The organism is Streptomyces sp. NPDC028314 (assembly GCF_055565795.1).
In genome coordinates this window covers 122,416-145,004 of sequence record NZ_JBVHTP010000005.1, presented here as the reverse complement: position 1 = coordinate 145,004, position 22,589 = coordinate 122,416, and the positions used below count along the sequence as shown (strand labels likewise).

Annotated in this window: 21 protein-coding genes; 16 read left to right on the top strand and 5 right to left on the bottom strand. The window is 71.2% G+C overall.

Going from position 1 to position 22,589, the window contains the following annotated elements:
- Positions 1-67: 67 nt before the first annotated feature.
- The 7 genes from rsmD to mutM all read left to right on the top strand — a co-directional run bounded on the left by rsmD (position 68) and on the right by mutM (position 5,150).
- A complete protein-coding gene (gene rsmD / locus ACZ4TG_RS14115) occupies positions 68-646 on the top strand; it encodes a 16S rRNA (guanine(966)-N(2))-methyltransferase RsmD (protein ID WP_468162235.1) in 579 nt (192 codons plus the stop codon).
- 29 nt (positions 647-675) lie between these two features.
- Positions 676-1,155 (top strand): pantetheine-phosphate adenylyltransferase, encoded by a 480-nt coding sequence (gene coaD / locus ACZ4TG_RS14110; protein WP_468162704.1) that lies wholly within the window; start codon positions 676-678, stop codon positions 1,153-1,155.
- Positions 1,156-1,258: 103 nt separating this feature from the next.
- Positions 1,259-2,326, top strand: a complete 1,068-nt coding sequence (locus ACZ4TG_RS14105) for a DivIVA domain-containing protein (protein ID WP_468162234.1) — start codon at positions 1,259-1,261, stop codon at positions 2,324-2,326.
- 78 nt (positions 2,327-2,404) lie between these two features.
- On the top strand, positions 2,405-3,115 hold the full coding sequence (locus ACZ4TG_RS14100; RefSeq protein ID WP_468162233.1) for a YceD family protein: 711 nt from the start codon (positions 2,405-2,407) through the stop codon (positions 3,113-3,115).
- Between the two features lie 2 nt (positions 3,116-3,117).
- The gene (rpmF, locus tag ACZ4TG_RS14095) at positions 3,118-3,291 is read left to right on the top strand and encodes a 50S ribosomal protein L32 (protein ID WP_053675094.1); all 174 of its coding nucleotides are present in this window, start codon (positions 3,118-3,120) and stop codon (positions 3,289-3,291) included.
- A 19-nt stretch (positions 3,292-3,310) separates the two neighbouring features.
- Positions 3,311-4,156: a ribonuclease III gene (rnc, locus tag ACZ4TG_RS14090; RefSeq protein WP_468162232.1), complete on the top strand. Its 846-nt coding sequence runs from the start codon at positions 3,311-3,313 to the stop codon at positions 4,154-4,156.
- A 133-nt stretch (positions 4,157-4,289) separates the two neighbouring features.
- Positions 4,290-5,150: a bifunctional DNA-formamidopyrimidine glycosylase/DNA-(apurinic or apyrimidinic site) lyase gene (gene mutM, locus ACZ4TG_RS14085; protein ID WP_468162231.1), complete on the top strand. Its 861-nt coding sequence runs from the start codon at positions 4,290-4,292 to the stop codon at positions 5,148-5,150.
- Here mutM and ACZ4TG_RS14080 read toward each other — a convergent pair.
- Entirely contained in the window at positions 5,123-5,527 is a 405-nt protein-coding gene (locus ACZ4TG_RS14080; protein WP_468162230.1) for a winged helix-turn-helix transcriptional regulator, read from the bottom strand. The two genes, mutM and ACZ4TG_RS14080, sit on opposite strands and share 28 nt — an antisense overlap.
- Before the next feature lie 131 nt (positions 5,528-5,658).
- Here ACZ4TG_RS14080 and ACZ4TG_RS14075 point away from each other — a divergent pair, with 131 nt between their 5' ends.
- Positions 5,659-6,264 carry a flavodoxin family protein gene (locus ACZ4TG_RS14075; RefSeq protein WP_468162229.1) on the top strand — a complete coding sequence of 202 codons (606 nt, stop codon included), beginning with the start codon at positions 5,659-5,661 and terminating at the stop codon, positions 6,262-6,264.
- 2 nt (positions 6,265-6,266) lie between these two features.
- Here the strand turns inward: ACZ4TG_RS14075 and ACZ4TG_RS14070 are convergent, their stop codons facing one another.
- Positions 6,267-7,127 carry a CAP domain-containing protein gene (locus ACZ4TG_RS14070; protein WP_468162228.1) on the bottom strand — a complete coding sequence of 287 codons (861 nt, stop codon included), beginning with the start codon at positions 7,125-7,127 and terminating at the stop codon, positions 6,267-6,269.
- Between the two features lie 133 nt (positions 7,128-7,260).
- Between ACZ4TG_RS14070 and ACZ4TG_RS14065 the strand changes: the two genes are divergently transcribed.
- The 4 genes from ACZ4TG_RS14065 (at position 7,261) to ACZ4TG_RS14050 (ending at position 13,971) form a co-directional block, all read left to right on the top strand.
- Positions 7,261-7,542, top strand: a complete 282-nt coding sequence (locus ACZ4TG_RS14065; RefSeq protein WP_468162227.1) for an acylphosphatase — start codon at positions 7,261-7,263, stop codon at positions 7,540-7,542.
- Positions 7,543-7,892: 350 nt separating this feature from the next.
- On the top strand, positions 7,893-8,108 hold the full coding sequence (locus ACZ4TG_RS14060) for a hypothetical protein (RefSeq protein ID WP_030227372.1): 216 nt from the start codon (positions 7,893-7,895) through the stop codon (positions 8,106-8,108).
- Between the two features lie 264 nt (positions 8,109-8,372).
- Positions 8,373-12,284: an AAA family ATPase gene (locus tag ACZ4TG_RS14055; protein WP_468162226.1), complete on the top strand. Its 3,912-nt coding sequence runs from the start codon at positions 8,373-8,375 to the stop codon at positions 12,282-12,284.
- 256 nt (positions 12,285-12,540) lie between these two features.
- Positions 12,541-13,971 carry a sugar porter family MFS transporter gene (locus ACZ4TG_RS14050; RefSeq protein WP_468162225.1) on the top strand — a complete coding sequence of 477 codons (1,431 nt, stop codon included), beginning with the start codon at positions 12,541-12,543 and terminating at the stop codon, positions 13,969-13,971.
- Positions 13,972-14,016: 45 nt separating this feature from the next.
- Here the strand turns inward: ACZ4TG_RS14050 and ACZ4TG_RS14045 are convergent, their stop codons facing one another.
- Together ACZ4TG_RS14045 and ACZ4TG_RS14040 are read right to left on the bottom strand one after the other, a co-directional pair.
- Positions 14,017-15,003 carry an LLM class flavin-dependent oxidoreductase gene (locus ACZ4TG_RS14045; RefSeq protein ID WP_468162224.1) on the bottom strand — a complete coding sequence of 329 codons (987 nt, stop codon included), beginning with the start codon at positions 15,001-15,003 and terminating at the stop codon, positions 14,017-14,019.
- A gap of 63 nt (positions 15,004-15,066) precedes the next feature.
- Positions 15,067-16,539: a cytosine permease gene (locus ACZ4TG_RS14040; protein WP_468162223.1), complete on the bottom strand. Its 1,473-nt coding sequence runs from the start codon at positions 16,537-16,539 to the stop codon at positions 15,067-15,069.
- Positions 16,540-16,746: 207 nt separating this feature from the next.
- Here ACZ4TG_RS14040 and ftsY point away from each other — a divergent pair, with 207 nt between their 5' ends.
- Positions 16,747-17,961, top strand: coding sequence for a signal recognition particle-docking protein FtsY (gene ftsY / locus ACZ4TG_RS14035; RefSeq protein WP_468162222.1), 1,215 nt, complete (start codon positions 16,747-16,749; stop codon positions 17,959-17,961).
- Between the two features lie 88 nt (positions 17,962-18,049).
- Here ftsY and ACZ4TG_RS14030 read toward each other — a convergent pair whose 3' ends face one another.
- Entirely contained in the window at positions 18,050-18,721 is a 672-nt protein-coding gene (locus ACZ4TG_RS14030) for a bifunctional DNA primase/polymerase (RefSeq protein WP_468162221.1), read from the bottom strand.
- A 408-nt stretch (positions 18,722-19,129) separates the two neighbouring features.
- On the opposite strand from ACZ4TG_RS14030, the gene nsdA reads away from it, so the two are divergent.
- From nsdA to ACZ4TG_RS14015, 3 genes are all read left to right on the top strand, one after another.
- Positions 19,130-20,632 carry a transcriptional repressor NsdA gene (gene nsdA / locus ACZ4TG_RS14025; protein ID WP_468162220.1) on the top strand — a complete coding sequence of 501 codons (1,503 nt, stop codon included), beginning with the start codon at positions 19,130-19,132 and terminating at the stop codon, positions 20,630-20,632.
- A 278-nt stretch (positions 20,633-20,910) separates the two neighbouring features.
- Positions 20,911-22,254: an ammonium transporter gene (locus ACZ4TG_RS14020; protein ID WP_468162219.1), complete on the top strand. Its 1,344-nt coding sequence runs from the start codon at positions 20,911-20,913 to the stop codon at positions 22,252-22,254.
- Entirely contained in the window at positions 22,251-22,589 is a 339-nt protein-coding gene (locus tag ACZ4TG_RS14015) for a P-II family nitrogen regulator (RefSeq protein WP_053675124.1), read from the top strand. The genes ACZ4TG_RS14020 and ACZ4TG_RS14015 overlap by 4 nt, the downstream gene beginning before the upstream one ends.

Sequence of the window (22,589 nt, the reverse complement as noted above, 5' to 3'; positions counted from 1 at the left end):
ACCTATCGTTGAACCCCTGAACGTTTCTCCGCCACGTCTCTCCGCCCTCCCCACCGAAGGACCCCAGATGACCCGCGTGATCGCCGGCAGCGCCGGCGGGCGACGGCTGACCGTGCCGCCCGGCACCGGCACCCGCCCGACCTCGGACCGGATGCGCGAAGGGCTCTTCTCCACCTGGGAGTCCCTGCACGGCGTGGAGGGCGCCCGCGTGCTCGACCTCTACGCCGGCTCCGGCGCGGTCGGCCTGGAGGCCCTCTCCCGCGGCGCCGACCGGGCCCTGCTGGTCGAGCCCGACGCGAAGGCCGCCAAGGCCATCCGGGACAACATCAAATCGGTGGGCCTGCCCGGCGCCGAATTCCGGGCGGGCAAGGCCGAGCAGATCGTGGCGGTACCGGCGCAGGGGGAGCCGTACGACATCGTCTTCCTGGACCCGCCGTACGCCGTGGAGCACGAGGAGCTGTGCGAGATCCTCCTCACACTCCGGTCCAATGGCTGGCTCACGGACGATGCACTGGCCACCGTGGAACGCAGCACCAGGAGCGGCGCCTTCCCGTGGCCCGAGGGGTTCGAGCCGCTCCGGTCGCGGAAGTACGGCGAAGGCACCCTTTGGTACGGTCGCGCCGCCAACGCCAGCGAAGAATCATGAAGCCCGCACCGGGGAGCGAGGGAGTTCAGTTGCGCCGCGCCGTCTGTCCGGGGTCGTTCGACCCCATCACCAACGGACACCTCGACATCATCGGCCGGGCCTCCCGGCTCTACGACGTGGTCCACGTCGCCGTGATGATCAACCAGTCCAAGCAGGGACTGTTCACCGTCGAGGAGCGGATCGAGCTGATCCGCGAGGCGACGGCCGACTACGGGAACGTCGAGGTCGAGTCCTTCCACGGACTGCTCGTCGACTTCTGCAAGCAGCGGGACATCCCGGCCATCGTCAAGGGCCTGCGCGCCGTCAGCGACTTCGACTACGAGCTTCAGATGGCCCAGATGAACATGGGTCTCTCGGGCGTCGAAACGCTGTTCGTGCCGACCAACCCCACCTACAGCTTCCTGTCCTCCTCCCTGGTCAAGGAGGTCGCGGCATGGGGCGGCGACGTCGCCCACCTGCTGCCGGCGCACGTGCACACGGCACTCATGGAGCGGCTCCGCGACCGCTGACCGCCTGACGGGGCGTCAGTCCGTGCCGGACGTCCACCCGGTGGCCTTACAGTCGTCCCGTCCGACTCGGGAACCGCCCGAGGCCGAGAGAGTGCGAGCCCCCATGGACGTGCAGAAGAAGCTCGACGAGATCGTCGCGGCCGTCGGCAGCGCCCGGTCCATGCCCATGTCGGCCTCCTGCGTGATCAACCGCGCGGAGCTGCTGGAGAGCCTCGAAGCGGTGCGCCAAGCCCTGCCCGGCTCCCTCGCGCAGGCGCAGGAGCTCATCGGCGGGCGGGAGCAGGTGGTCGAGGAGGCGCGCCGGGAGGCGGACCGGATCATCGAGTCGGCGCACGCCCAGCGCGGTTCGCTGATCTCCGACACCGAGGTCGCCCGGCGCTCGCAGGCCGAGGCGGACCGGATCCTGGCGGACGCCCGCCGGGAGGCCGAGGAGATCCGGGCCGAGGCGGACGACTACGTCGACAGCAAGCTCGCGAACTTCGAGGTCGTGCTGAGCAAGACCATCGGCTCGGTGGACCGGGGCCGCGAGAAGCTGCTGGGGCGCGGCCCGGGCCCGGACGGCCAGGGCTACGGGTTCCCCGAGGAGGACGACGCCCCCGAGCGCAGCCACGATCCGCAGACCCAGCGCGAGCAGGCCGACGCGTACGTGGACAGCAAGCTCGCCACCTTCGAAGCGGTGCTCTCCAAGACCCTGGAGGCCGTCGGCCGCGGCCGCCAGAAGCTGCTCGGCCGGGTGCCCACGGACGACCTCGGCGCGCACATGGCCGCCCAGGACGCGGCGGGCTCCCAGCAGTCCCGCTCGGCGAGCGACGCGGACTTCCTGGCGGGCCTGGCCGAGCCGTCGGCCCCGGTGATCCCGGCGCAGGCCCAGGCGCCCCAGGAGCCCGCGTACGACGGCTACGGCTACCAGCAGCCCCAGCAGGACGCATACTCCGCCTCCGCGTACCAGGACCCGTACGGCTACCAGCAGCAGGTCCAGCAGCCGGACCCCTACTCCGGGGCGGCCTACCCCGCGCCCTACGCCGACGCGCAGCAGCCCGACCCGTACGCGGCCTACCAGCAGCCGCACGCGCAGCAGCAGGCCCAGCAGCCGGCGCTCGACGAGACCAGCTTCTTCGACACGAGCATGATCAACCTGGACCAGCTGCGGCAGTACGAGCAGGGGCGCTAGCCGCCGACGGCCCGGATTGGGCGCTGGGCGCGGCTGCGGGTATCCTGGCTGTTCGGTCGCGCGTATGCACCGCGATCCATGCTGCCCTCAAGTGGCAGAAACTTTGATCTTCAGCGATCTGTGAAAGCAGGAACGGCCCTGAATACCCGCCTCGACCACCGCAACCCCCTCGTGTTCGACACGCACGAGCTGGGTCGGCGTCCTGGTGCCATGCAGCGGCTGTCCCGTGAGATCGCGACACCGGCGGACTTCGGTCTCGTCGGCGTCATCGGGGTACCGGAAGGCGCCCCGCTGAAGCTCACCCTCCGCCTGGAGTCGGTCATGGAAGGGGTGCTTGTCACAGGCACCGCCCGTGCATCGGCCGTGGGGGAGTGCGTAAGGTGTCTGGAGTCCGTGGAGCGCGAGCTCAAGGCGGACTTCCAGGAGATGTTCTCGTACCCTGACGCCGACGACCGGACCCGCTCGAAGGCGGAGCCGGCCGACGACGCCGAGGACGACGAGGACACGCTCTTCCTCGAGGACGGCTTGTTCGACCTCGAACCCGTGCTGCGTGACGTGGTAGTGCTCGCACTGCCCATGCAGCCGGTGTGCCGGGAGGACTGTCTCGGACTGTGCCCCGATTGCGGGCTCAGCCTGAACGACGACCCGGACCACCACCACGACGCCGTCGACATCCGTTGGGCGGCACTGCAGGGACTCGTCGTGACCGATCAGGACGACGAGAAGGACAACATGAGCGGCACTGCCTCTGACGGAGTTCAGGGCGCCGCCGAGAAGCAGGAGAAGTAGCCGTGGCTGTTCCGAAGCGGAAGATGTCGCGCAGCAACACGCGCCACCGCCGGTCGCAGTGGAAGGCTGCGGTCCCCAACCTGGTTTCGTGCGAGCGCTGCCAGGAGCCGAAGCTCCAGCACATTGCGTGCCCGAGCTGCGGCACCTACAACAAGCGCCAGGTCCTCGAGGTCTGAGCGGCTGGTGAGAGGCGCAATGTCTGAGCTGTCCAACGCTGAGAAGCAGGCAGACAGTAACAACGCGGCCTCGTCCCACGTGCTTCTGGAAGGGCGGCTCGGGTATCAACTCGAGACCGCCCTTCTGGTGCGTGCACTGACCCACCGCTCGTACGCGTACGAGAACGGCGGTCTGCCCACCAACGAACGGCTGGAGTTCCTCGGGGACTCCGTGCTGGGCCTGGTGGTCACGGACACGCTGTACACGACCCACCCCGATCTGCCGGAAGGCCAGCTGGCCAAACTGCGGGCCGCGGTGGTCAACTCACGCGCACTGGCGGAGGTCGGGCGCGGCCTCGAACTCGGCTCCTTCATCCGGCTCGGCCGGGGCGAAGAGGGCACGGGCGGCCGGGACAAGGCGTCCATCCTCGCCGACACCCTTGAAGCGGTGATCGGCGCGGTCTACCTCGATCAGGGCCTCGACGCGGCCTCGGAGCTGGTCCACCGGCTCTTCGACCCGCTCATCGAGAAGTCCTCCAACCTCGGGGCCGGCCTGGACTGGAAGACCAGTCTCCAGGAGCTCACGGCGGCCGAAGGCCTTGGTGTACCGGAATACCTGGTCACCGAGACCGGACCGGACCACGAGAAGACCTTCACTGCTGCCGCCCGCGTCGGTGGTGTCTCGTACGGCACCGGCACCGGCCGCAGCAAGAAGGAAGCGGAACAGCAGGCGGCGGAGTCCGCGTGGCGCGGGATCCGTGCCGCGGCGGACGAGCGGATCGCGGCGCAAGCCGCTGCCGCAGCCGCTCCGGCAGAAGTCACGGCTCCGGCCGTGACCGAGGACGGCGGGGCGCCGACGCCCGCCGAACCGGCGCCGAACGCCTGACCCTTCCTTCGGGACGTTTCCCGCCCCGCACCCTCCCCGGAGGGTGCGGGGCGGTCCTGTTCCAGGGCGCCCCGGGGGCGGCCGGTAGGCTCGCCGGGAGCGTCCAGACCCGTACCCCTCCCGGAGGAACACCGTGCCCGAGCTGCCCGAAGTCGAAGTGGTGCGGCGCGGCTTGGAGCGCTGGGTGGCCGGCCGGACCGTCGAGGCCGTCGAGGTCCTGCACCCCCGCGCCGTACGCCGGCACCCGGGCGGCGGGGCCGACTTCGCGGACCGGCTCACCGGCGAGACCATCGGGGTGCCGCAGCGGCGCGGGAAGTACCTGTGGCTGCCGCTGGCCGGGCGGGACCTGTCCGTGCTCGGGCACCTCGGGATGAGCGGGCAGCTGCTGGTGCAGCCGGCCGGCGCCCCCGACGAGAAGCACCTGCGGATCCGGGTGCGCTTCGCGGACGAGGCCGGGACCGAGCTGCGCTTCGTGGACCAGCGGACCTTCGGCGGGCTCTCGCTGCACGAGAACACCCCCGACGGGCTGCCCGACGTCATCGCGCACATCGCCCGCGACCCGCTCGACCCGCTCTTCGACGAGACGGTGTACCACCTCGCCCTGCGCGCCCGGCGGACCACAGTCAAGCGGGCGCTGCTGGACCAGTCGCTGATCAGCGGGGTCGGCAACATCTACGCCGACGAGGCCCTGTGGCGCGCGAAGCTGCACTACGAGCGCCCCACCAGCACACTCACGCGCCCCCGGAGCGCGGAACTCCTCGGCCATGTCCGGGACGTCATGAACGCCGCCCTCGCCGTGGGCGGGACCAGTTTCGACAGCCTGTACGTCAACGTGAACGGGGAATCCGGCTACTTCGACCGGTCGCTCGACGCGTACGGGCGCGAGGACGAGCCCTGCCGGCGCTGCGGCACCCCGATGCGCCGCCGGCCGTGGATGAACCGGTCGAGCTACTTCTGCCCGCGCTGTCAGCGGCCGCCGCGCGTGCCGTCGTAGGACTCCCGGGCGGTCAGCACCTGCTGCATGCTGCCCTCCAGGAAGTGGATCAGTGAGAGGAGCCGGTCGGCCACCTCGTGGCCCAGGGGGGTCAGCTCGTAGTCGACGCGGGGCGGGTTCGTGGGCTGCGCCTCGCGGTGGACTATGCCGTCGCGCTCCAGCGCGTGCAGGGTCTGGGACAGCATCTTCTCGCTGACGCCCTCGACCCGGCGGCGCAGTGCGTTGAAGCGGCACGGGCCGTCGCGCAGGGCGCCGACGGTGAGGCTGCCCCAGCGGCCGGTGACGTGCTCCAGGGTTTCCCGGGACGGGCAGGCGCGAGCGAAGACATCGAACGGTAGTTCCGATGCGGACGCTTCGGTGCGAACAGGGGTCTCCATACCGAAGAGCGTACCCCCGGGTAGCGCTAACTGTCTGCTTGCGCTTTCTAAAAGTTAGTGGTTCTCTTTCCTCGTCGCCGCCGTCACGCGGCGACGCGGCTCAGCTCGCACATCCTTGAGGGAGATCCACCATGTCCGGAATCACGCCCGCCCCCGTCGTCTCGGTCGCCTACCACTCCGGGTACGGCCACACCGCCGTCGTCGCCGAGGCCGTCCGCGCGGGTGCCGCCGAGGCCGGAGCGACCGTCCACCTCATCAAGGTCGACGAGATCGACGACGCGCAGTGGGAGCTGCTGGACGCGTCCGACGCGATCGTCTTCGGATCCCCGACCTACATGGGCACCGCCTCCGGCGCCTTCCACGTCTTCGCCGAGGCGACCTCGAAGCGCTGGTTCGGCAACGTCTGGCAGGACAAGGTCGCCGCGGGCTTCACGAACTCCGGCTCCAAGAGCGGCGACAAGCAGCACACGCTCCAGTACTTCCAGACCCTGGCCGCGCAGCACGCCATGAACTGGGTCAACCTCGGCCTGAAGCCCGGCTGGAACTCCAGCACCGGTTCCGAGTACGACCTGAACCGCCTCGGCTTCTTCTCCGGCGCGGCCGCCCAGACCAACGCCGACCAGGGCGCGGAGGCGGTCCACAAGTCCGACATCGCCACCGCCGAGCACCTCGGCCGCCGCGTCGCGGAGCACACCCGCGTGGTCCTGGCGGGACGCGCCGCCCTGGCGGCCGTCTAGGTCTAGAAGCCGAAGTCCTGGGTCCACCAGGGGCCGCCGGCGGCGAAGTGGGCGCCGACTCCCAGGGTGCGGAACTCGCAGTTGAGGATGTTCGCCTTGTGGCCCGGGCTGTTCATCCAGGCCTTCATCACGGCCTGGGCGTCACCCTGGCCGCGGGCGATGTTCTCGCCGCCGAGGCCGGAGATGCCGGCCTTGTCGGCCCGCTGCCACGGGGTGTTCCCGTCGGGGTCGGTGTGGTCGAAGAAGCCCCGTACGGCCATGTCCTTGCTGAACGCCCCGGCCAGCGCGGCCAGCGGCGGGTTCGCCCGGACCGGGACGCAGCCCGCCTGGGCGCGCTCCTGGTTCACCAGGGCGAGGACGGCCGCCTCCTCGGCGGAGTGGCCGTCCGAGGGCGCGGGGACGGAGGGCTTCGGAACCGGGAGCGGTGCCTTCGTCGGCTTCGGGGCGGGGGCGGGGGTCTTCTCCGGCTCCGGCTCCTTGGTGGAGGGCGCGGGAGAGGGGGTCTGGGACGGCGTGGGGGAAGCCGAAGGCGAGGGCGATGCCGAGGGGGACGGCGAAGCCGAGGTGGGCGCGGGGCTGTCGGCGCCCGGGCCGGGGGTGGCGGGCGCGCGGCCCGGCAGGCCGGCGAGGCCGCCCTGCGGCCGGGTTCCGCCCGCGGCCTCGTCGGCCTTGGCCTCCGTCTTGGAGGCGGACTGCGTGCCCACGTACGGGAAGGAGTCGCCGACCGGCACGACACCGGTCGTGACGGCCGCCGCCGTACCCAGGACCAGGGCCACCGGGATTCCGGCCAGGCCGATGCGCACGGCGGTACGGCGCTTGCCGACGCCGCGGCGCGGCGAAGCGTGGAGTCTGTGGCGTCCCATCCGCTGTCGTGCCTTCCTTGTGTGATCAGATATTTGCTCACTCAAACGAGTGAGCTCATTGGAGCGGGACTGTACGCCATGGGGCCAGGGGGGCGATGTGCCCCGAATCCGACTGCCCGGTTAGCGTTCACGCATGAACGAAGATGTCCGCCTGACGGCGTGGGTGCGCGGCCGTGTACAGGGAGTGGGCTTCCGCTGGTTCACCAGGGCCAATGCACTGGAGATCGGCGGCGTGGTCGGCTTCGCGCTCAACCTGGACGACGGCCGAGTACAGGTGGTGGCCGAAGGTCAACGTGAGAATTGCCACCGGCTGCTGGACTGGCTGTGCTCCGCCGACACGCCCGGGCGGGTGGACGGGGTGACAGAGATCTGGGGCACACCGCGCGGTGGCTACGACGGTTTCGCGATCCGGTGACCGATCGACTGATCATGCACTCATCAGATCTCTGGATGGTCCGCACCTGGTCGGATCTGCGCATTCACCGCTGACGCGTTGCCGACGGTCGCCATCCGTGGAAGGCTCGGAGGCGAGGAAGATCTCCACCTCCCCCGCGGGGACCGGGATGCCCGCCGATACGGGGCGTGATCGTGTTGACCGTCAAACTTTTTGGTGAGACGCTGGAAGCCCCGCGCACCTGAGCTGTTTGGCAGTGTTGGCAGTAGTAAGCGCAGTGACTGTCAGTCGCTGCCGGACATCCGCGGGTGCGATTCCCTCACGACCCACACCGCTCTCGGTCGGTCACTCAGTGTGGAGGACCATCCATCATGGCAAAGGCGCTTCTCGGTTACGTCGGCGGTTCCGACCCGCGACTCCTCGCCGAGATGCGACGGCTTCAGCAGCGCGTCCAGGACCTCGAGTCCGAGCTCGGACGAATCCAGTCCGAGAACGACGCACTGAACGCGGCCGCCGCTCAGCACGGAGACTCGCTGCTGGACAGCATCGACCTCGACGTACCCCAGGCGGAGCCTGCGCTCACCTGATCCGCGCTCTCTCGTCGCTCGATTCCAGCCCCGCATGATCTGCAAGGGACGCTCCGGCGTCCCTTCTTTCTTTCACCCGCTCTTTCCTTCACCCCGCCCTCACCGTCTTCCTCCACGCGTACGCGCGGCCTTCCTCGCGGGCTGTCACCCGCCGGCGGCCGGCCCGAGGACATTGGGCCAGGTGGGGGGGCTGATTCCTTTGACGTCTGATCTGCCCTGCACCTTCATGGGTGAAACCGAACGTGAAAGGTAGAGTCCGGCGGCGTGCACCTCAAGTCCCTGACCCTGCGTGGCTTCAAATCATTTGCTTCCGCCACCACCCTGCGCTTCGAGCCGGGGATCACCTGTGTCGTCGGCCCGAACGGCTCCGGCAAGTCCAATGTGGTGGACGCGCTGTCCTGGGTCATGGGCGAACAGGGGGCCAAGTCCCTGCGCGGCGGGAAGATGGAAGACGTCATCTTCGCGGGCACGACGGGCCGCCCGCCCCTGGGCCGCGCCGAGGTCTCCCTGACCATCGACAACTCCGACGGCGCGCTGCCGATCGAGTACGCCGAGGTCACCATCACGCGGATCATGTTCCGCGGGGGCAGCAGCGAGTACCAGATCAACGGTGACACCTGCCGCCTGCTCGACATCCAGGAGCTGCTCTCCGACTCCGGCATCGGCCGCGAGATGCACGTCATCGTCGGACAGGGCCAGCTGGACTCCGTACTGCACGCCGATCCGATGGGCCGCCGCGCCTTCATCGAAGAGGCGGCGGGCGTACTGAAGCACCGCAAACGGAAAGAGAAGGCGCTGCGGAAGCTGGACGCGATGCAGGCCAACCTCGCGCGCGTGCAGGACCTGAACGACGAGCTGCGCCGGCAGCTCAAGCCGCTCGGCCGGCAGGCGGCGGTGGCCCGGCGGGCGGCCGTCATCCAGGCGGACCTGCGCGACGCCCGGCTGCGGCTGCTCGCCGACGACCTCGTCACCCTGAAGGGGGCGCTGGACGCGGAGATCGCCGACGAGGCGGCCCTGAAGGAGCGCAAGGAGACGGCGGAACGGGAGCTCGCGGGAGCGCTGCGGCGCGAGGCCGAGCTGGAGGAAGCGGTGCGGGAACTCGCGCCCCGGCTGCAACGGGCCCAGCAGACCTGGTACGAGCTCTCGCAGTCGGCCGAACGGGTCCGGGGAACCGTTTCCCTGGCGCAGGCCCGGGTCAAGAGCGCGACGGCGGCGCCCGAGGAGGAGCGGCGCGGCCGCGACCCGGAGGAGATGGAGCGCGAGGCGGCCCGGATCCGCGAGCAGGAGGCGGAACTGACGGCTGCTCTGGAGGCGGCCTCGCGGGCACTGGAGGACACGGTCGAGCACCGGGCGGAGCTGGAGCGCTCGCTGGCCGAGGAGGAGCGGCGGCTGCGGGACGCCGCGCGGGCCATCGCCGACCGGCGCGAGGGGCTGGCCCGGCTGACCGGACGGCTGGGCGCCGCCCGCTCCCGGGCGGGCGCGGCGCAGGCGGAGATCGAACGGCTGGAGTCCGCGCGGGAGGGGGCGCAGGCCCGCGCGGCGGCGGCGCAGGCGGAGTACGAGGCGCTGGCCGAGGAGGTCGGAGGGCTCGACGACCCGTCGGTGGAGGGGGAGTACGAGGCCGCGCGGGCCCGGCTGACGGAGGCGGAGGCTGCCCTGTCCGCGGCCCGGGACGCGCTGAGCTCGGCGGAGCGGTCGCGGGCGGCGGTATCGGCGCGGCGGGACGCGCTGGCGCTGGGGCTGCGGCGCAAGGACGGTACGGGGGCGCTGCTCGCGGCCCGGGACCGGCTGAGCGGGCTGCTGGGGCCGGCGGCCGAACGGGTGTCGGTGGCGGCGGGGTTCGAGGTCGCGGTGGCCGCGGCGCTGGGGGCTGCCGCCGACGCGGTGGCCGTGGCGTCGGCGGCGTCGGCGGCCGAGGCGATCCGGCACCTGCGGGACGCGGACGCGGGACGGGCCACGCTGCTGATCGCCCCGCCCACCGCCGTGCTGCCGGGGCAGTCCCCGGGCCCCCAGGCCGGGCCCCACGGCCCGATCCCGGCACCCGCAACGCCCCCGGCCGACGCGCCCCTCGGGCTGGTACCCCAGGCCGCCCCCGCAACGCCGACCCCCTTCCCGCACCCGGCCCCTGCCGCGGACTCCGGCTCGGCTCGGGACTCCGGCCCGAGCGGGGAATCCGGCGTTTTCCGGGACTCCGCCCCGAGCGGGGACTTTGCCCCGGCCCGGGACTCCGGCTCGACCCGGGACTCCGTCCCGGAGCCCGTAGTCGTCGGTGGGGACCCCCGGCCCGGGGGTGGCGCGTGGCGGGGGCCGGCCGGTCCGCCGGCCGGGGAGGGGGCCGGAGCCGGTCGGGCGGGGGTGGCCGCCGGGCGGTTGGTCGAGGGCGATCCCGCCGTGGTGCGGGCCCTGGCGTGGGTGCTGCGGGAGTACGTCGTCGTCGGGACCCTGGACGAGGCCGAGGAGCTCGTCGCCGAGCGGGCCGACCTGATCGTGGTGACCGCCGAGGGGGACGTCCTCGGGGCGCACCTCGCGCACGGCGGTTCCGCCGGGGCGCCCAGCCTCATCGAGGTGCAGGCCGCCGTCGACGAGGCCGCGGCCGAGCTGGCGCGGCTGGAGGCGGAGTGCGCCGAGCTGGCCGCGGCCAAGGAGAGCGCCCAGAGCGGCCGGCAGGAGGCGGCGGCCCTCGTCGAGGAGCTGGCCGACCGCCGCCGCGCGGGGGAGCAGGCCCGGGCCGGAGTCGCACAGCAGCTCGGCCGGCTCGCCGGGCAGGCGAAGGGCGCCGCGGGCGAAGCCGAGCGCAGTGCCGCGGCCGAGGCCAGGGCTCAGGACGCGCTGGAACAGGCGCGCATCGACGTCGAGGAGTGCGCGCAGCGGCTCGCCGTCGCGGAGGAGCTGCCCGTGGAGGAGGAGCCCGACACCTCGGCGCGCGACCGCCTCGCCGCCGACGGGGCCAACGCCCGGCAGACGGAGATGGAGGCCCGGCTTCAGCTCAGGACCCACGAGGAGCGGGTCAAGGGGCTGGCCGGCCGGGCGGACTCGCTCGATCGAGGTGCCAGGGCGGAGCGGGAGGCCCGGGCCCGGGCCGAGCGGCGCAGGCGGCGGCTGGCCCACGAGGCCGAGGTGGGCCGGGCCGTGGCGGACGGGGCCCGGCAGCTGCTCGCCCACCTCGAGGTGTCGATCGGCCGGGCCGAGCTGGAGCGGAGCTCCGCCGAGTACGCCAAGGGCCTGCGCGAACGGGAGCTCGGCGAGGCCCGCGGCCGGGGCCGGGACCTCAAGGGGGAGCTCGACAAGCTGACGGACTCCGTGCACCGGGGCGAGGTGCTCGGCGCCGAGAAGCGGCTGCGGATCGAGCAGGTGGAGAGCCGCGCCCTGGAGGAGTTCGGCATGGAGGCCGCCGGACTGGTGGCCGAGTACGGGCCCGACCAGCCGGTCCCGCCGTCGCTGCCCGCCGGCGCCGAGGGCGGTGACACCGACGGCGCGGCCCCGGACCCGCAGGACCCGGCGGACCCGCGGACCAGGCCGGTGCCGTACGTCCGCGCCGAGCAGGAGAAGCGGCTCAGGGCGGCCGAACGGGCCTACCAGCAGCTCGGCAAGGTCAACCCGCTGGCGCTGGAGGAGTTCGCCGCCCTGGAGGAGCGGCACCAGTTCCTCAGCGAGCAGCTGGACGACCTGCGCAAGACGCGGGCCGATCTGCTCCAGGTCGTCAAGGAGGTCGACCAGCGCGTCGAGCAGGTCTTCACCGAGGCGTACCGGGACACCGCCCGGGAGTTCGAGGGGGTCTTCTCCCGGCTGTTCCCCGGCGGCGAGGGCCGGCTGATCCTCACCGACCCGGACAACATGCTGACCACCGGCGTGGACGTGGAGGCCCGGCCCCCGGGCAAGAAGGTCAAGCGGCTGTCGCTGCTCTCGGGCGGCGAGCGCTCGCTGACCGCGGTGGCGCTGCTGGTGTCCATCTTCAAGGCCAGGCCCAGTCCGTTCTACGTGATGGACGAGGTCGAGGCGGCGCTGGACGACACCAACCTGCAGCGCCTGATCCGGATCATGGAGGAGCTCCAGGAGAGCTCGCAGCTGATCGTGATCACCCATCAGAAGCGCACGATGGAGGTCGCCGATGCCCTGTACGGCGTCTCCATGCAGGGTGATGGAGTCTCCAAGGTGATCAGTCAGAGGCTCCGCTAGGGGTAGATCTCGTTCAAGAATTGAACACATCGCCCTCGCTGACCCGTTCCCTGCCTGATTCATGCGCCGGAAACGCGTTCTTCACATCCTATTGACTTCATGAAGTGAAGTCATAAGCTCTCCTCTGTCGCCAAGCACGTTCAGGTGGTGGCGCACTGTTTGATGTGCGCCACTGGAGGAACACGATCAGGCGACGACATCGAGTACCAACACCCCCCACGCTGCCCGCCGTCGGCGCCGGGCCCAGGAGCGCACCTTGACCAGCACAGCGAACGCACCCGCGGCAGGCGGTGGAAGCGCGTCCCAGCCCGACCACCTCGGGCACGTCATCTTCATCACCGCGGCGGCCGCCATGGGCGGTTTCCTCTTCGGCTACGACAGCTCCGTCATCAACGGCGCCGTCGAGGCCATCCGTGACCGCTTCGACGTCAGCTCCGGAACCCTCGCCCAGGTGATCGCCGCCGCGCTGATCGGCTGCGCCTTCGGCGCGGCCACCGCCGGCCGCATCGCCGACCGGATCGGCCGCATCCGCTGCATGCAGATCGCCTCCGTCCTCTTCACCGCCAGCGCGATCGGCTCGGCGCTTCCCTTCGCCCTCTGGGACCTCGCCATGTGGCGCGTGGTCGGCGGCTTCGGCATCGGCATGGCCTCGGTGATCGGCCCCGCCTACATCGCTGAGGTCTCCCCGGCCGCCTACCGCGGCCGGCTCGCCTCCTTCCAGCAGGCCGCGATCGTCATCGGCATCGCCGTCTCGCAGCTGGTCAACTGGGGCATCCTCAACCTGGCCGACGGCGACCAGCGCGGGGAGATCGGCGGGCTGGAAGCCTGGCAGTGGATGCTCGGCGTGATGGTCGTCCCGGCCGTGCTCTACGGCCTGCTGTCCTTCGCCATCCCCGAGTCCCCGCGCTTCCTCGTCTCGGTCGGCCGCACGGAGAAGGCCAAGACGGTGCTGCGCGAGGTCGAGGGCAAGGGCATCGACGCCGACGCCCGCGTCCGCGAGATCGACAACGCCATCCACTCGGAGGTGAAGTCCACCTTCAAGGACCTCCTGGGCAGCCGCTTCGGCTTCCTGCCGATCGTCTGGACCGGCATCGGCCTCTCGCTCTTCCAGCAGCTCGTCGGCATCAACGTGATCTTCTACTACAGCTCCTCGCTGTGGCAGTCGGTCGGCATCGACCCGAGCTCCTCGTTCCTGTACTCCTTCGAGACCTCCGTCGTGAACATCGTCGGTACGGTCATCGCGATGCTGCTGGTCGACCGCATCGGCCGCAAGCCGCTGGCCCTCATCGGCTCCACCGGCATGGCGATCTCGCTGGGACTCGCGGCCTGGGCCTTCTCCTACAAGGACACCAGCGGCGGCGACATCGCCCTGCCGCACACCCAGGGCCTCGTCGCCCTCATCGCGGCCAACTGCTTCGTCCTCTTCTTCGCCCTGTCCTGGGGCGTGGTGGTCTGGGTGCTGCTCGGCGAGATGTTCCCGGGCCGCATCCGCGCCGCGGCCCTCGGCGTGGCCGCGGCCGCCCAGTGGATCGCGAACTGGGTCATCACGGTGTCGTTCCCAAGCCTTTCGGACTGGAACCTGTCCGGCGCCTACGTCATCTACGCGGTCTTCGCCGTGCTCTCGATCCCCTTCATCCTCAAGTGGGTGCCGGAGACCAAGGGCAAGGCGTTGGAGGAGATGGGGTAACCATCCCCCGCCATCACCCCTCTCCTCCGCGGGTGCTGCCCCGGCTCAGCTCTTGAGCCGGGGCAGCACCTGTTCGCACAGCAGCTGGAGGCTGCGCCAGCCCTCGTCGACCGGCATCCCGCCGCACAGCGGGTGCAGCACCAGGTTGCCCGCCTCGCCGGCGCCCCGGGCGTAGTCGACGGCCTCGTCCGGGGTGAGGATCCGGTACACGCCCTCCGCGCGCAGCTCCGCCACCGAGTGCGCGGCCGACCGTACGGCGCTGCGGATGTCCTTGGACTGCCAGGAGGCGTACATCCCGGCCTCGTGCAGGAAGCGCTCGCCGTACTCGGCCCAGGCCCGGTCCGGGTCCTCGGCGATGTGCAGCAGCGGGGTCTCGGCGGCGGGCATCATGCAGAAGCCCTCGGTGCCGTACTCCGCGAGCTTCGCCTGGTAGTACGCCTCCAGCTCCGGCAGGTGGGCGCTCGGGAAGAACGGCAGCCCCAGCCGGGCCGCGCGGCGGGCCGCCGCCTGTGAGCTGCCGCCGACCAGCAGCAGCGGGTGCGGCTGCGTGAACGGCCGCGGGGTGACCCGTACCGTCCGGCCGCGGTAGGCGAAGGGCTCGCCGGTCCAGGCCCGCAGCAGGGTTTCCAGCAGCTCGTCCTGGAGCGTGCCGCGCCGGCCCCACTCCACGCCGTGCTGCTCGTATTCCTCGGGCCGGTAGCCGATGCCGGCGACGGTGACGAGCCGGCCTCCGCTGAGCAGGTCCAGTACGGCGATGTCCTCGGCCACCTTCAGCGGGTCGTAGAGCGGGCCGATGATCGCCGAGACGGTGACGGCGATCCGGCGGGTGGCGCCGAAGACCGCGCCCGCGAAGGCGAAGGGCGAGGGCAGCCAGTTGTTGCCGGTGCCGTGGTGCTCCTCGGTCTGGATGGTGTCGATGCCGCGGTCGTCCGCGTACCTGGCCATCTCCAGCGCGGCCTTGTACCGGGCGGAGAGGCTCTCGGGGGTGCCGTTCGGGTCGACGAGATTGAACCGGGCCACGGTGATGGGCATGAAGAAGTCCCCCTTCGCCGGATGTGGGTGGGCGGGCGAAGGGGGACGTTAGCTGACGCGGCGTCAGTTGCCCAGGGATCCGGTGAGGACGCCTTCCTCGGCCGGGGCCGGGGCGGGCTGCGCAGGAGCGCTGCGGGGGAGGACGGCGTAGAGCACGCCGGAGGTGACGATGCCCGCCACCCAGCCCAGGCCGTTCTGGCCGATCCAGGTCGAGGCGAGGGGGCCGCTGAACCAGTCCACCTTGGTGAACAGCAGGCCCACCACCAGGGCCAGGCCCCAGGCCGTCATCGCCTGCCAGGCGTAGCCGCCGCGGTACCAGTAGGCACTGCTCGCAGTGGTGTCCAGCAGCGCGGCGCCGTCGTAGGTCCGGCGGCGCAGCATGTCCACGCCGAAGACGCCGATCCAGGCGGAGAAGGCCACGGCCAGCAGCGTCAGGAAGGAGATGAACGAACCGAAGAAGCTGGTCGCGACCACCATCAGCAGGAAGCCGAAGACCAGGCTGATGACCGCGTTGACGCTGACCGCCCAGGCGCGCGGGACCTTGATGCCGAGGGTCTGCGCCGTGAAGCCCGCGGAGTACATCGACATCGAGTTGATCAGCAGCATGCCGACCAGCGCGATGAGCAGGTACGGCACCGCGATCCAGGTCGGCAGCAGCTCGCCGATGAAGGAGACGGGGTCCTGCGCGGAGGCCAGGTCGGGGGTCCCGACGGCCATCACGGCGCCCATCAGGACCATCGGCAGCACGACGACGCCGGCGCCGCCGATCGTCGCGCCGACCAGCCCCTTGGAGGAGGCGGTCCGGGGCAGGTAGCGGGTGAAGTCCGGGCCGGACGGAACCCAGCTGATGCCGCCGGCCGCGATCGTGCCGATGCCCGCGACCATCATCGCGGTGGAGCCGGCGGGCTTGCCGAAGACGGCCGACCAGTCGGTGTCGAACACCAGGTAGCCGAGGACGAGCACGCTGAAGGCGCCGAAGAGGTACGTCGACCACTTCGAGCAGACCCGCAGCGCGTTGATGCCGAGCCCGGAGACCACGAAGGTGCAGCCCACGAAGAACAGCAGGGTGATGACGATCAGCGGGGTGTTGCTCTTGATCCCGAAGAGCAGGTCGAGCACCGTCAGCACGGCGTAGGCGCCGCTGACGGCGTTGATGGTCTCCCAGCCCCAGCGGGCCACCCAGATCAGCGAGCCGGGGAAGAGGTTGCCGCGCTGGCCGAAGACGGCCCGCGAGAGCGCCATGCCGGGCGCTCCGCCGCGCTTGCCGGCGATCGAGATCAGCCCGACGATCCCGTACGAGACGACGGGCGCGGCGAGTGCGACGACGAGCACCTGCCAGATGTTGAGCTTGTTGAAGATCACCAGACCGGCGCCCATGGTCAGCAGCAGCACGCTGATGTTGGCGGCGACCCAGGTCGGTATGAGTTCGCGGACGCGGCCGCCGCGCTCGCTGTCGGGAACGGGTTCCAGGCCGCGGGTCTCGACCGCGGTCTCACTGGCCGTCTCTGGCGCAGCGGCAGTGGGCTCGGCAGGCATGCACTACTCCGTGAGGGTCTGAGGGGAGTTGTACATCATCGTAGTTTCGCCCCGAAAAGCACAAATAGAGGACTAAGACCCGGTGGGAGGCCCCGAAAAGGAGGGCGCGCCGAACGGCCCGCGGCCCGGGCCGGTACGCCGGACGGCGTCGGCCCCGGCGCGATCAACGAAGGAGAGCGGGGGAGGCCAAGCCATACTGGGTGGGTTATGGAAATCCTCATTCTCGCTGTAGTCATCGCCCTGGTCGCGGTCGGCGCGATCAGCGGGCTCGTGGTCAGCAGCCGCAAGAAGAAGCAGCTGCCGCCCACGGCGCCGTCGAGCACGCCGACCATCACTGCCCCGCCCGCCGAACCGCAGGTGGGGGAGGACGCCGCCCCGACGGCGCAAGAGCCGCGCCGCACGATCGAGGAGGTCGCGCTCCCCGAGGCCGAGGCGGCCACCGAGTCACCGGTCGCCATCGAGGACCCGGTGGTCGCGGCACCCGAGATCGAGGTGCCCGAGCCCACCGCCGGCCGCCTGGTCCGGCTGCGCGCACGGCTCGCCCGTTCGCAGAACACGCTCGGCAAGGGGCTGCTCACGCTGCTCTCCCGCGAGCACCTCGACGAGGACACCTGGGAGGAGATCGAAGAGACCCTCCTCATCGCCGACGTCGGCGTGGCCCCCACCCAGGAACTGGTGGAGCGCCTGCGCGAGCGGGTCAAGGTGCTCGGCACCCGCACCCCCGCCGATCTGCGCGCCCTGCTGAAGGAGGAGCTGGTCGCCCTGGTCGGCACCGACTTCGACCGCGCCGTGAAGACCGAGAGCGGCCTGGACACCCCGGCCGTCGTGATGGTCGTCGGCGTGAACGGCACCGGCAAGACCACCACCACCGGCAAGCTGGCCCGCGTGCTCGTCGCCGACGGCCGCAGCGTGGTGCTCGGCGCGGCCGACACCTTCCGCGCGGCCGCCGCCGACCAGCTCCAGACCTGGGGCGAACGGGTCGGTGCGCGCACCGTGCGCGGCCCCGAGGGCGGCGACCCGGCGTCGATCGCCTACGACGCCGTCAAGGAGGGCATCGCCGAGGGCGCGGACGTCGTGCTCATCGACACCGCCGGCCGGCTGCACACCAAGACCGGCCTCATGGACGAGCTCGGCAAGGTCAAGCGCGTCGTGGAGAAGCACGGCCCCCTGGACGAGGTCCTGCTGGTCCTGGACGCCACCACCGGCCAGAACGGCCTGACCCAGGCGCGCGTCTTCGCCGAGGTCGTGGACATCACCGGCATCGTGCTGACCAAGCTGGACGGCACCGCCAAGGGCGGCATCGTCGTCGCCGTCCAGCGCGAGCTGGGCGTCCCGGTCAAGCTCGTCGGACTCGGAGAGGGCCCCGACGACCTGGCCCCCTTCGAGCCGGAGGCGTTCGTTGACGCCCTGATCGGCGACTGAGGCACCCCCGCCGCCGGCGCCCGCGCCGTACGCAGAGCAGTGCCCCCGCATCCGGCCGGACGCGGGGGCACTGCTCTGCGTACGGCCGTCAGCGGCGGAAGCGGTGGCAGAGGTACGCCAGCGTCCCCAGCAGCAGCCGGGCCTGCGGCGGCGGGCCGCCCGCGGAATCGAGGGCGGGCGGGCGCAGCCAGCCGGCCGGCCCGAGGCCCGCGCGGTCCGAGGGCGGGGCGGTCAGGAAGGCGCCGTGGCCCAGGGCGCGCAGGTCGAGATCGGCGTCGTCCCAGCCCATCCGGTACAGCAGCTGCGGCAGCTCGGCGGCGGCCCCCGGGGCCACGAAGAACTGGGCTCGGCCGTCCGGGGTGACCGTGACCGGGCCCAGCGGCAGGCCCATCCGCTCCAGCCGGACCAGCGCCCGCCGCCCGGCCTCCTCGGAGACCTCGATGACGTCGAAGGTCCGGCCGACCGGGAGCATGATCGCCGCGCCCGGGTACTCGCCCCAGATCTCGCTGACCTCGTCCAGGGTGGCCCCCGCGGGGACGGTGGGCGCGAAGTCCAGCGGATGCGCCCCGGGCGCTCCGCAGTTCGTATGACCGCAGGAGCAGTCCCGGGCGGGTGCCGCGGCGCGGGCACCGGGGACCGCGTCCCAGCCCCACAGTCCGGTGTACTCCGCCACCGTCGTGCACTCCGAGGTCCGGCCGCGGCGCCGAGCGCCGGAACGGAACTCCTTGGTGCTGCGGCTGCCGCCGATCGTGAAGCCCATGCCCATGCCCCCTCCAACGGGTCGGACGCGCCGGTGGTTACGACGTCGGCGAGACCTCCTGCCGGACGGGTGGGATGCGGCTCCTCGTAAGGGCTGCCCGGCGCACTCCTCGCCACGCGCGCCCCCTGCGCACTCCCGTCCAACCATTCCGTTTCGCCTTCGTGTCAAGTGAATCGCGCCTGGCCGATGGCGAGTTCATTCGAAGGGGTGGCGAATGGTGGCGTTTCTGGAATCGACCTCGCCGCAGGGGTGATCGTAGGATTACTTTCGGTGCACGAACGGGGAAATCAGGCCCGTCCGTGGGTATGCCGGAGGCAATGCGTGAAGGACCTGTGAAGGTCCGTGGCTGCGCCTGCCGCGCCAGCCAGGGTTTCGTGTTGAAGAGGCTGAACGGATGGGGGCGTTCCTGTGAGCGGCAACGGCGCAAGCGGAACGAGCGAGTCGTCGTCGGAGGCTGCCGACCGCAATGAACAGCTGACCTCCTGGTTCGTCCGCAGCGGCTGGTCCAAGGGCGAACTCGCCCGCCAGGTCAACCGCCGTGCCCGCCAGATGGGCGCCCACCACATCAGCACCGACACCTCGCGCGTGCGGCGCTGGCTCGACGGCGAACAGCCCCGCGAACCCGTCCCGCGCATCCTCTCCGAGCTGTTCTCCGAACGCTTCGGCGCCGTCGTCGCCATCGAACAGCTCGGCCTGCGCACCGCGCACCAGACCCCCTCCGTCTCCGGCGTGGACCTGCCCTGGGCCGGCCCGCAGACCGTCGAGCTGCTCAGCGAGTTCTCCCGCAGCGACCTGATGCTGGCCCGCCGGGGCTTCCTCGGGACCTCGCTCGCCCTCTCCGCCGGCCCCGCCCTCATCGAGCCCATGCAGCGCTGGCTCGTCCCGGTCCCGGCCGCCGACCCCGGATCGCGCACCGGGGGCGGGCCGGCGGGCCCCACGGACGGGCGCAGGCCGCCGAGGCTGTCCGAACCGGAACTCGGCCTGCTCGAAGCCACCACCGTGATGTTCCGCCAGTGGGACGCCCAGTGCGGCGGCGGACTGCGCCGCAAGGCCGTCGTGGGACAGCTCCACGAAGTCACCGACCTGCTCCAGGAGAACCACCCGGCCCCGGTCATGAAGCGACTCTTCAAGGTCGCCGCCGAACTGGCCGAACTCGCCGGCTGGATGAGCTACGACATCGGGCTGCACCCCACCGCCCAGAAGTACTTCGTCCTCGCCCTGCACGCCGCCAAGGAGGGCGGGGACAAGCCGCTCGGCTCGTACATCCTCTCCAGCATGAGCCGCCAGATGATCCACCTCGGCCGCCCCGAGGACGCGCTGGAACTCATCCACCTCGCGCAGTACGGCAGCCGCGACTGCGCGGGCCCCCGCACCCAGGCCATGCTGTATGCGATGGAGGCCCGCGCCTACGCCAACATGGGCCAGCCCAGCCGCTGCAAGCGGGCCGTGCGGATGGCCGAGGACACCTTCTCCGACGTCGGCTTCGGCGGCGAGCCCGAGCCCGACTGGATCCGCTTCTTCTCCGAGGCCGAGCTGAACGGCGAGAACTCCCACTCGTACCGCGATCTGGCCTACGTCGCCGGACGCAGCCCCACCTACGCCTCCCTCGCCGAACCGGTCATGGAGCGGGCCGTCGCGCTGTTCGCGAAGGACGAGGAGCACCAGCGCTCGTACGCCCTGAACCTCATCGGCATGGCCACCGTGCACCTGCTCCAGCGCGAGCCCGAGCAGGCCACCGTCCTCGTCGACCGAGCCCTCGACGTGGCGCGAAAAGTACGGTCCGAACGGGTGAACACCCGGCTCCGCAAGACCGTCGACACCGCCGCCCGTGAGTACGGCGACGTCGCCGACGTGGTCCGGCTCACCGACCACCTCGCCTCCCGGCTCCCCGAAGCCGCGGAGGCCGTCTGACGGCCCTGGCGGCCGTCCCCGAGGCCCCGGCCGCGGCGCAGACCCCGTGAAGCCCGATCAGGCTCCCCCAGCCAGGTCTCCCGGGTCACCGCCGCGGCCGGCCTGTTCATCGTGCTGTAACAGCCCGGACGCCTTCGTCATCGGCGCGAAACACCCAGCGGCGCCGCCGGAAACCGGCCTGAGCGAATCTCAGGGTCAATAACCGGCCAGCCCCCTTAACGCCGCTCAGGTTTTCACGATCGCCCGCACGCGAACGTACCGACGACGAGGAGACGCCGATGGCATCAGCCATCACGACCCTCGCTGCAGACGCCCCGACGCTGTCTGCCGCGAACACCGGGTTCATGCTCATCTGCTCCGCCCTGGTCATGCTGATGACCCCGGGACTCGCCTTCTTCTACGGAGGCATGGTCCGCGTCAAGAGCAGCCTCAACATGCTGATGATGAGCTTCATCAGCCTCGGGATCGTCACGATCCTCTGGGTCCTCTTCGGATTCAGCCTCGCCTTCGGAACCGACGTCGGCTCGCTCATCGGCTGGTCCTCCGACTACGTCGGCCTCAGCGGCATCGGGATCACCGAGCTGTGGGACGGCTACACCATCCCGGTGTACGTCTTCGCCGTCTTCCAGCTGATGTTCGCCGTGATCACCCCGGCCCTGATCAGCGGCGCCCTCGCGGACCGCGTCAAGTTCAGCGCCTGGGCCCTGTTCACCGCCCTGTGGGTCAGCCTCGTCTACTTCCCCGTCGCCCACTGGGTGTGGGGCGCGGGCGGCTGGCTCTTCGAGCTCGGCGTGATCGACTTCGCGGGCGGCACCGCCGTCCACATCAACGCCGGCGCCGCCGCCCTCGGCGTGATCCTGGTCATCGGCAAGCGCGTCGGCTTCAAGAAGGACCCGATGCGCCCGCACAGCCTCCCGCTCGTGATGCTCGGCGCCGGTCTGCTCTGGTTCGGCTGGTTCGGCTTCAACGCGGGCTCCTGGCTCGGCAACGACGACGGCGTCGGCGCCGTCATGTTCGTCAACACCCAGGTCGCCACCGCCGCCGCCATGCTCGCCTGGCTCGGCTACGAAAAGCTGCGCCACGGCTCCTTCACCACCCTCGGCGCCGCCTCCGGCGCGGTCGCCGGCCTCGTCGCCATCACCCCCTCCGGGGGCGCCGTCTCCCCGCTCGGCGCGATCGCCGTCGGCGCCATCGCCGGCGTGCTGTGCGCCATGGCCGTGGGCCTGAAGTACAAGTTCGGCTTCGACGACTCCCTGGACGTCGTCGGCGTCCACCTGGTCGGCGGTGTCGCCGGCTCCCTCCTCGTCGGCCTCTTCGCCACCGGCGGAGTCCAGTCCGACGTGGCCGGCCTCTTCTACGGCGGCGGCCTGGAACAGCTCGGCAAGCAGGCCATCGGAGTCTTCTCCGTCCTCGCCTACTCTCTGGTCGCATCCGCCGTACTCGCCTTCCTGCTCGACAAGACGATCGGGATGCGGGTCAGCGAGGACGAGGAGGTCTCCGGCATCGACCTGGTCGAGCACGCCGAGACCGCCTACGACTTCAGCGGGGCCGGCGGCGGCGCCGCCCGGAGCACCGCCGTCACCGCCCCCACCGCCGCCGCGACCAAGAAGGTTGACGCATGAAGCTGATCACCGCGATCGTCAAGCCGCACCGGCTGGACGAGATCAAGGAAGCCCTCCAGAGGTTCGGGGTCCAGGGCCTCACCGTCTCCGAGGCCAGCGGCTACGGCCGCCAGCGCGGCCACACCGAGGTCTACCGCGGCGCCGAGTACACCGTGGACCTCGTACCGAAGATCCGCATCGAGGTGGTCGTCGAGGACGACGCGGCCGACGACGTGATGAACGTGCTCGTCACCGCCGCCCACACCGGCAAGATCGGTGACGGCAAGGTGTGGAGCGTCCCCGTGGACTCGATCATCCGGGTCCGCACCGGCGAGCGCGGCGCTGACGCGCTCTAG

What these genes read in the sequence shown, in the direction of transcription:
- rsmD (WP_468162235.1), top strand. Translation starts at nt 68, where the DNA reads ATGACCCGCGTGATCGCCGGCAGCGCCGGCGGGCGACGGCTGACCGTG.
- ACZ4TG_RS14105 (WP_468162234.1), top strand. Translation starts at nt 1,259, where the DNA reads ATGGACGTGCAGAAGAAGCTCGACGAGATCGTCGCGGCCGTCGGCAGC.
- ACZ4TG_RS14100 (WP_468162233.1), top strand. Translation starts at nt 2,405, where the DNA reads ATGCTGCCCTCAAGTGGCAGAAACTTTGATCTTCAGCGATCTGTGAAA.
- rnc (WP_468162232.1), top strand. Translation starts at nt 3,311, where the DNA reads ATGTCTGAGCTGTCCAACGCTGAGAAGCAGGCAGACAGTAACAACGCG.
- ACZ4TG_RS14080 (WP_468162230.1), bottom strand. Translation starts at nt 5,527, where the DNA reads ATGGAGACCCCTGTTCGCACCGAAGCGTCCGCATCGGAACTACCGTTC.
- ACZ4TG_RS14075 (WP_468162229.1), top strand. Translation starts at nt 5,659, where the DNA reads ATGTCCGGAATCACGCCCGCCCCCGTCGTCTCGGTCGCCTACCACTCC.
- ACZ4TG_RS14070 (WP_468162228.1), bottom strand. Translation starts at nt 7,127, where the DNA reads ATGGGACGCCACAGACTCCACGCTTCGCCGCGCCGCGGCGTCGGCAAG.
- ACZ4TG_RS14065 (WP_468162227.1), top strand. Translation starts at nt 7,261, where the DNA reads ATGAACGAAGATGTCCGCCTGACGGCGTGGGTGCGCGGCCGTGTACAG.
- ACZ4TG_RS14060 (WP_030227372.1), top strand. Translation starts at nt 7,893, where the DNA reads ATGGCAAAGGCGCTTCTCGGTTACGTCGGCGGTTCCGACCCGCGACTC.
- ACZ4TG_RS14045 (WP_468162224.1), bottom strand. Translation starts at nt 15,003, where the DNA reads ATGCCCATCACCGTGGCCCGGTTCAATCTCGTCGACCCGAACGGCACC.
- ACZ4TG_RS14040 (WP_468162223.1), bottom strand. Translation starts at nt 16,539, where the DNA reads ATGCCTGCCGAGCCCACTGCCGCTGCGCCAGAGACGGCCAGTGAGACC.
- ftsY (WP_468162222.1), top strand. Translation starts at nt 16,747, where the DNA reads ATGGAAATCCTCATTCTCGCTGTAGTCATCGCCCTGGTCGCGGTCGGC.
- ACZ4TG_RS14030 (WP_468162221.1), bottom strand. Translation starts at nt 18,721, where the DNA reads ATGGGCTTCACGATCGGCGGCAGCCGCAGCACCAAGGAGTTCCGTTCC.
- ACZ4TG_RS14020 (WP_468162219.1), top strand. Translation starts at nt 20,911, where the DNA reads ATGGCATCAGCCATCACGACCCTCGCTGCAGACGCCCCGACGCTGTCT.
- ACZ4TG_RS14015 (WP_053675124.1), top strand. Translation starts at nt 22,251, where the DNA reads ATGAAGCTGATCACCGCGATCGTCAAGCCGCACCGGCTGGACGAGATC.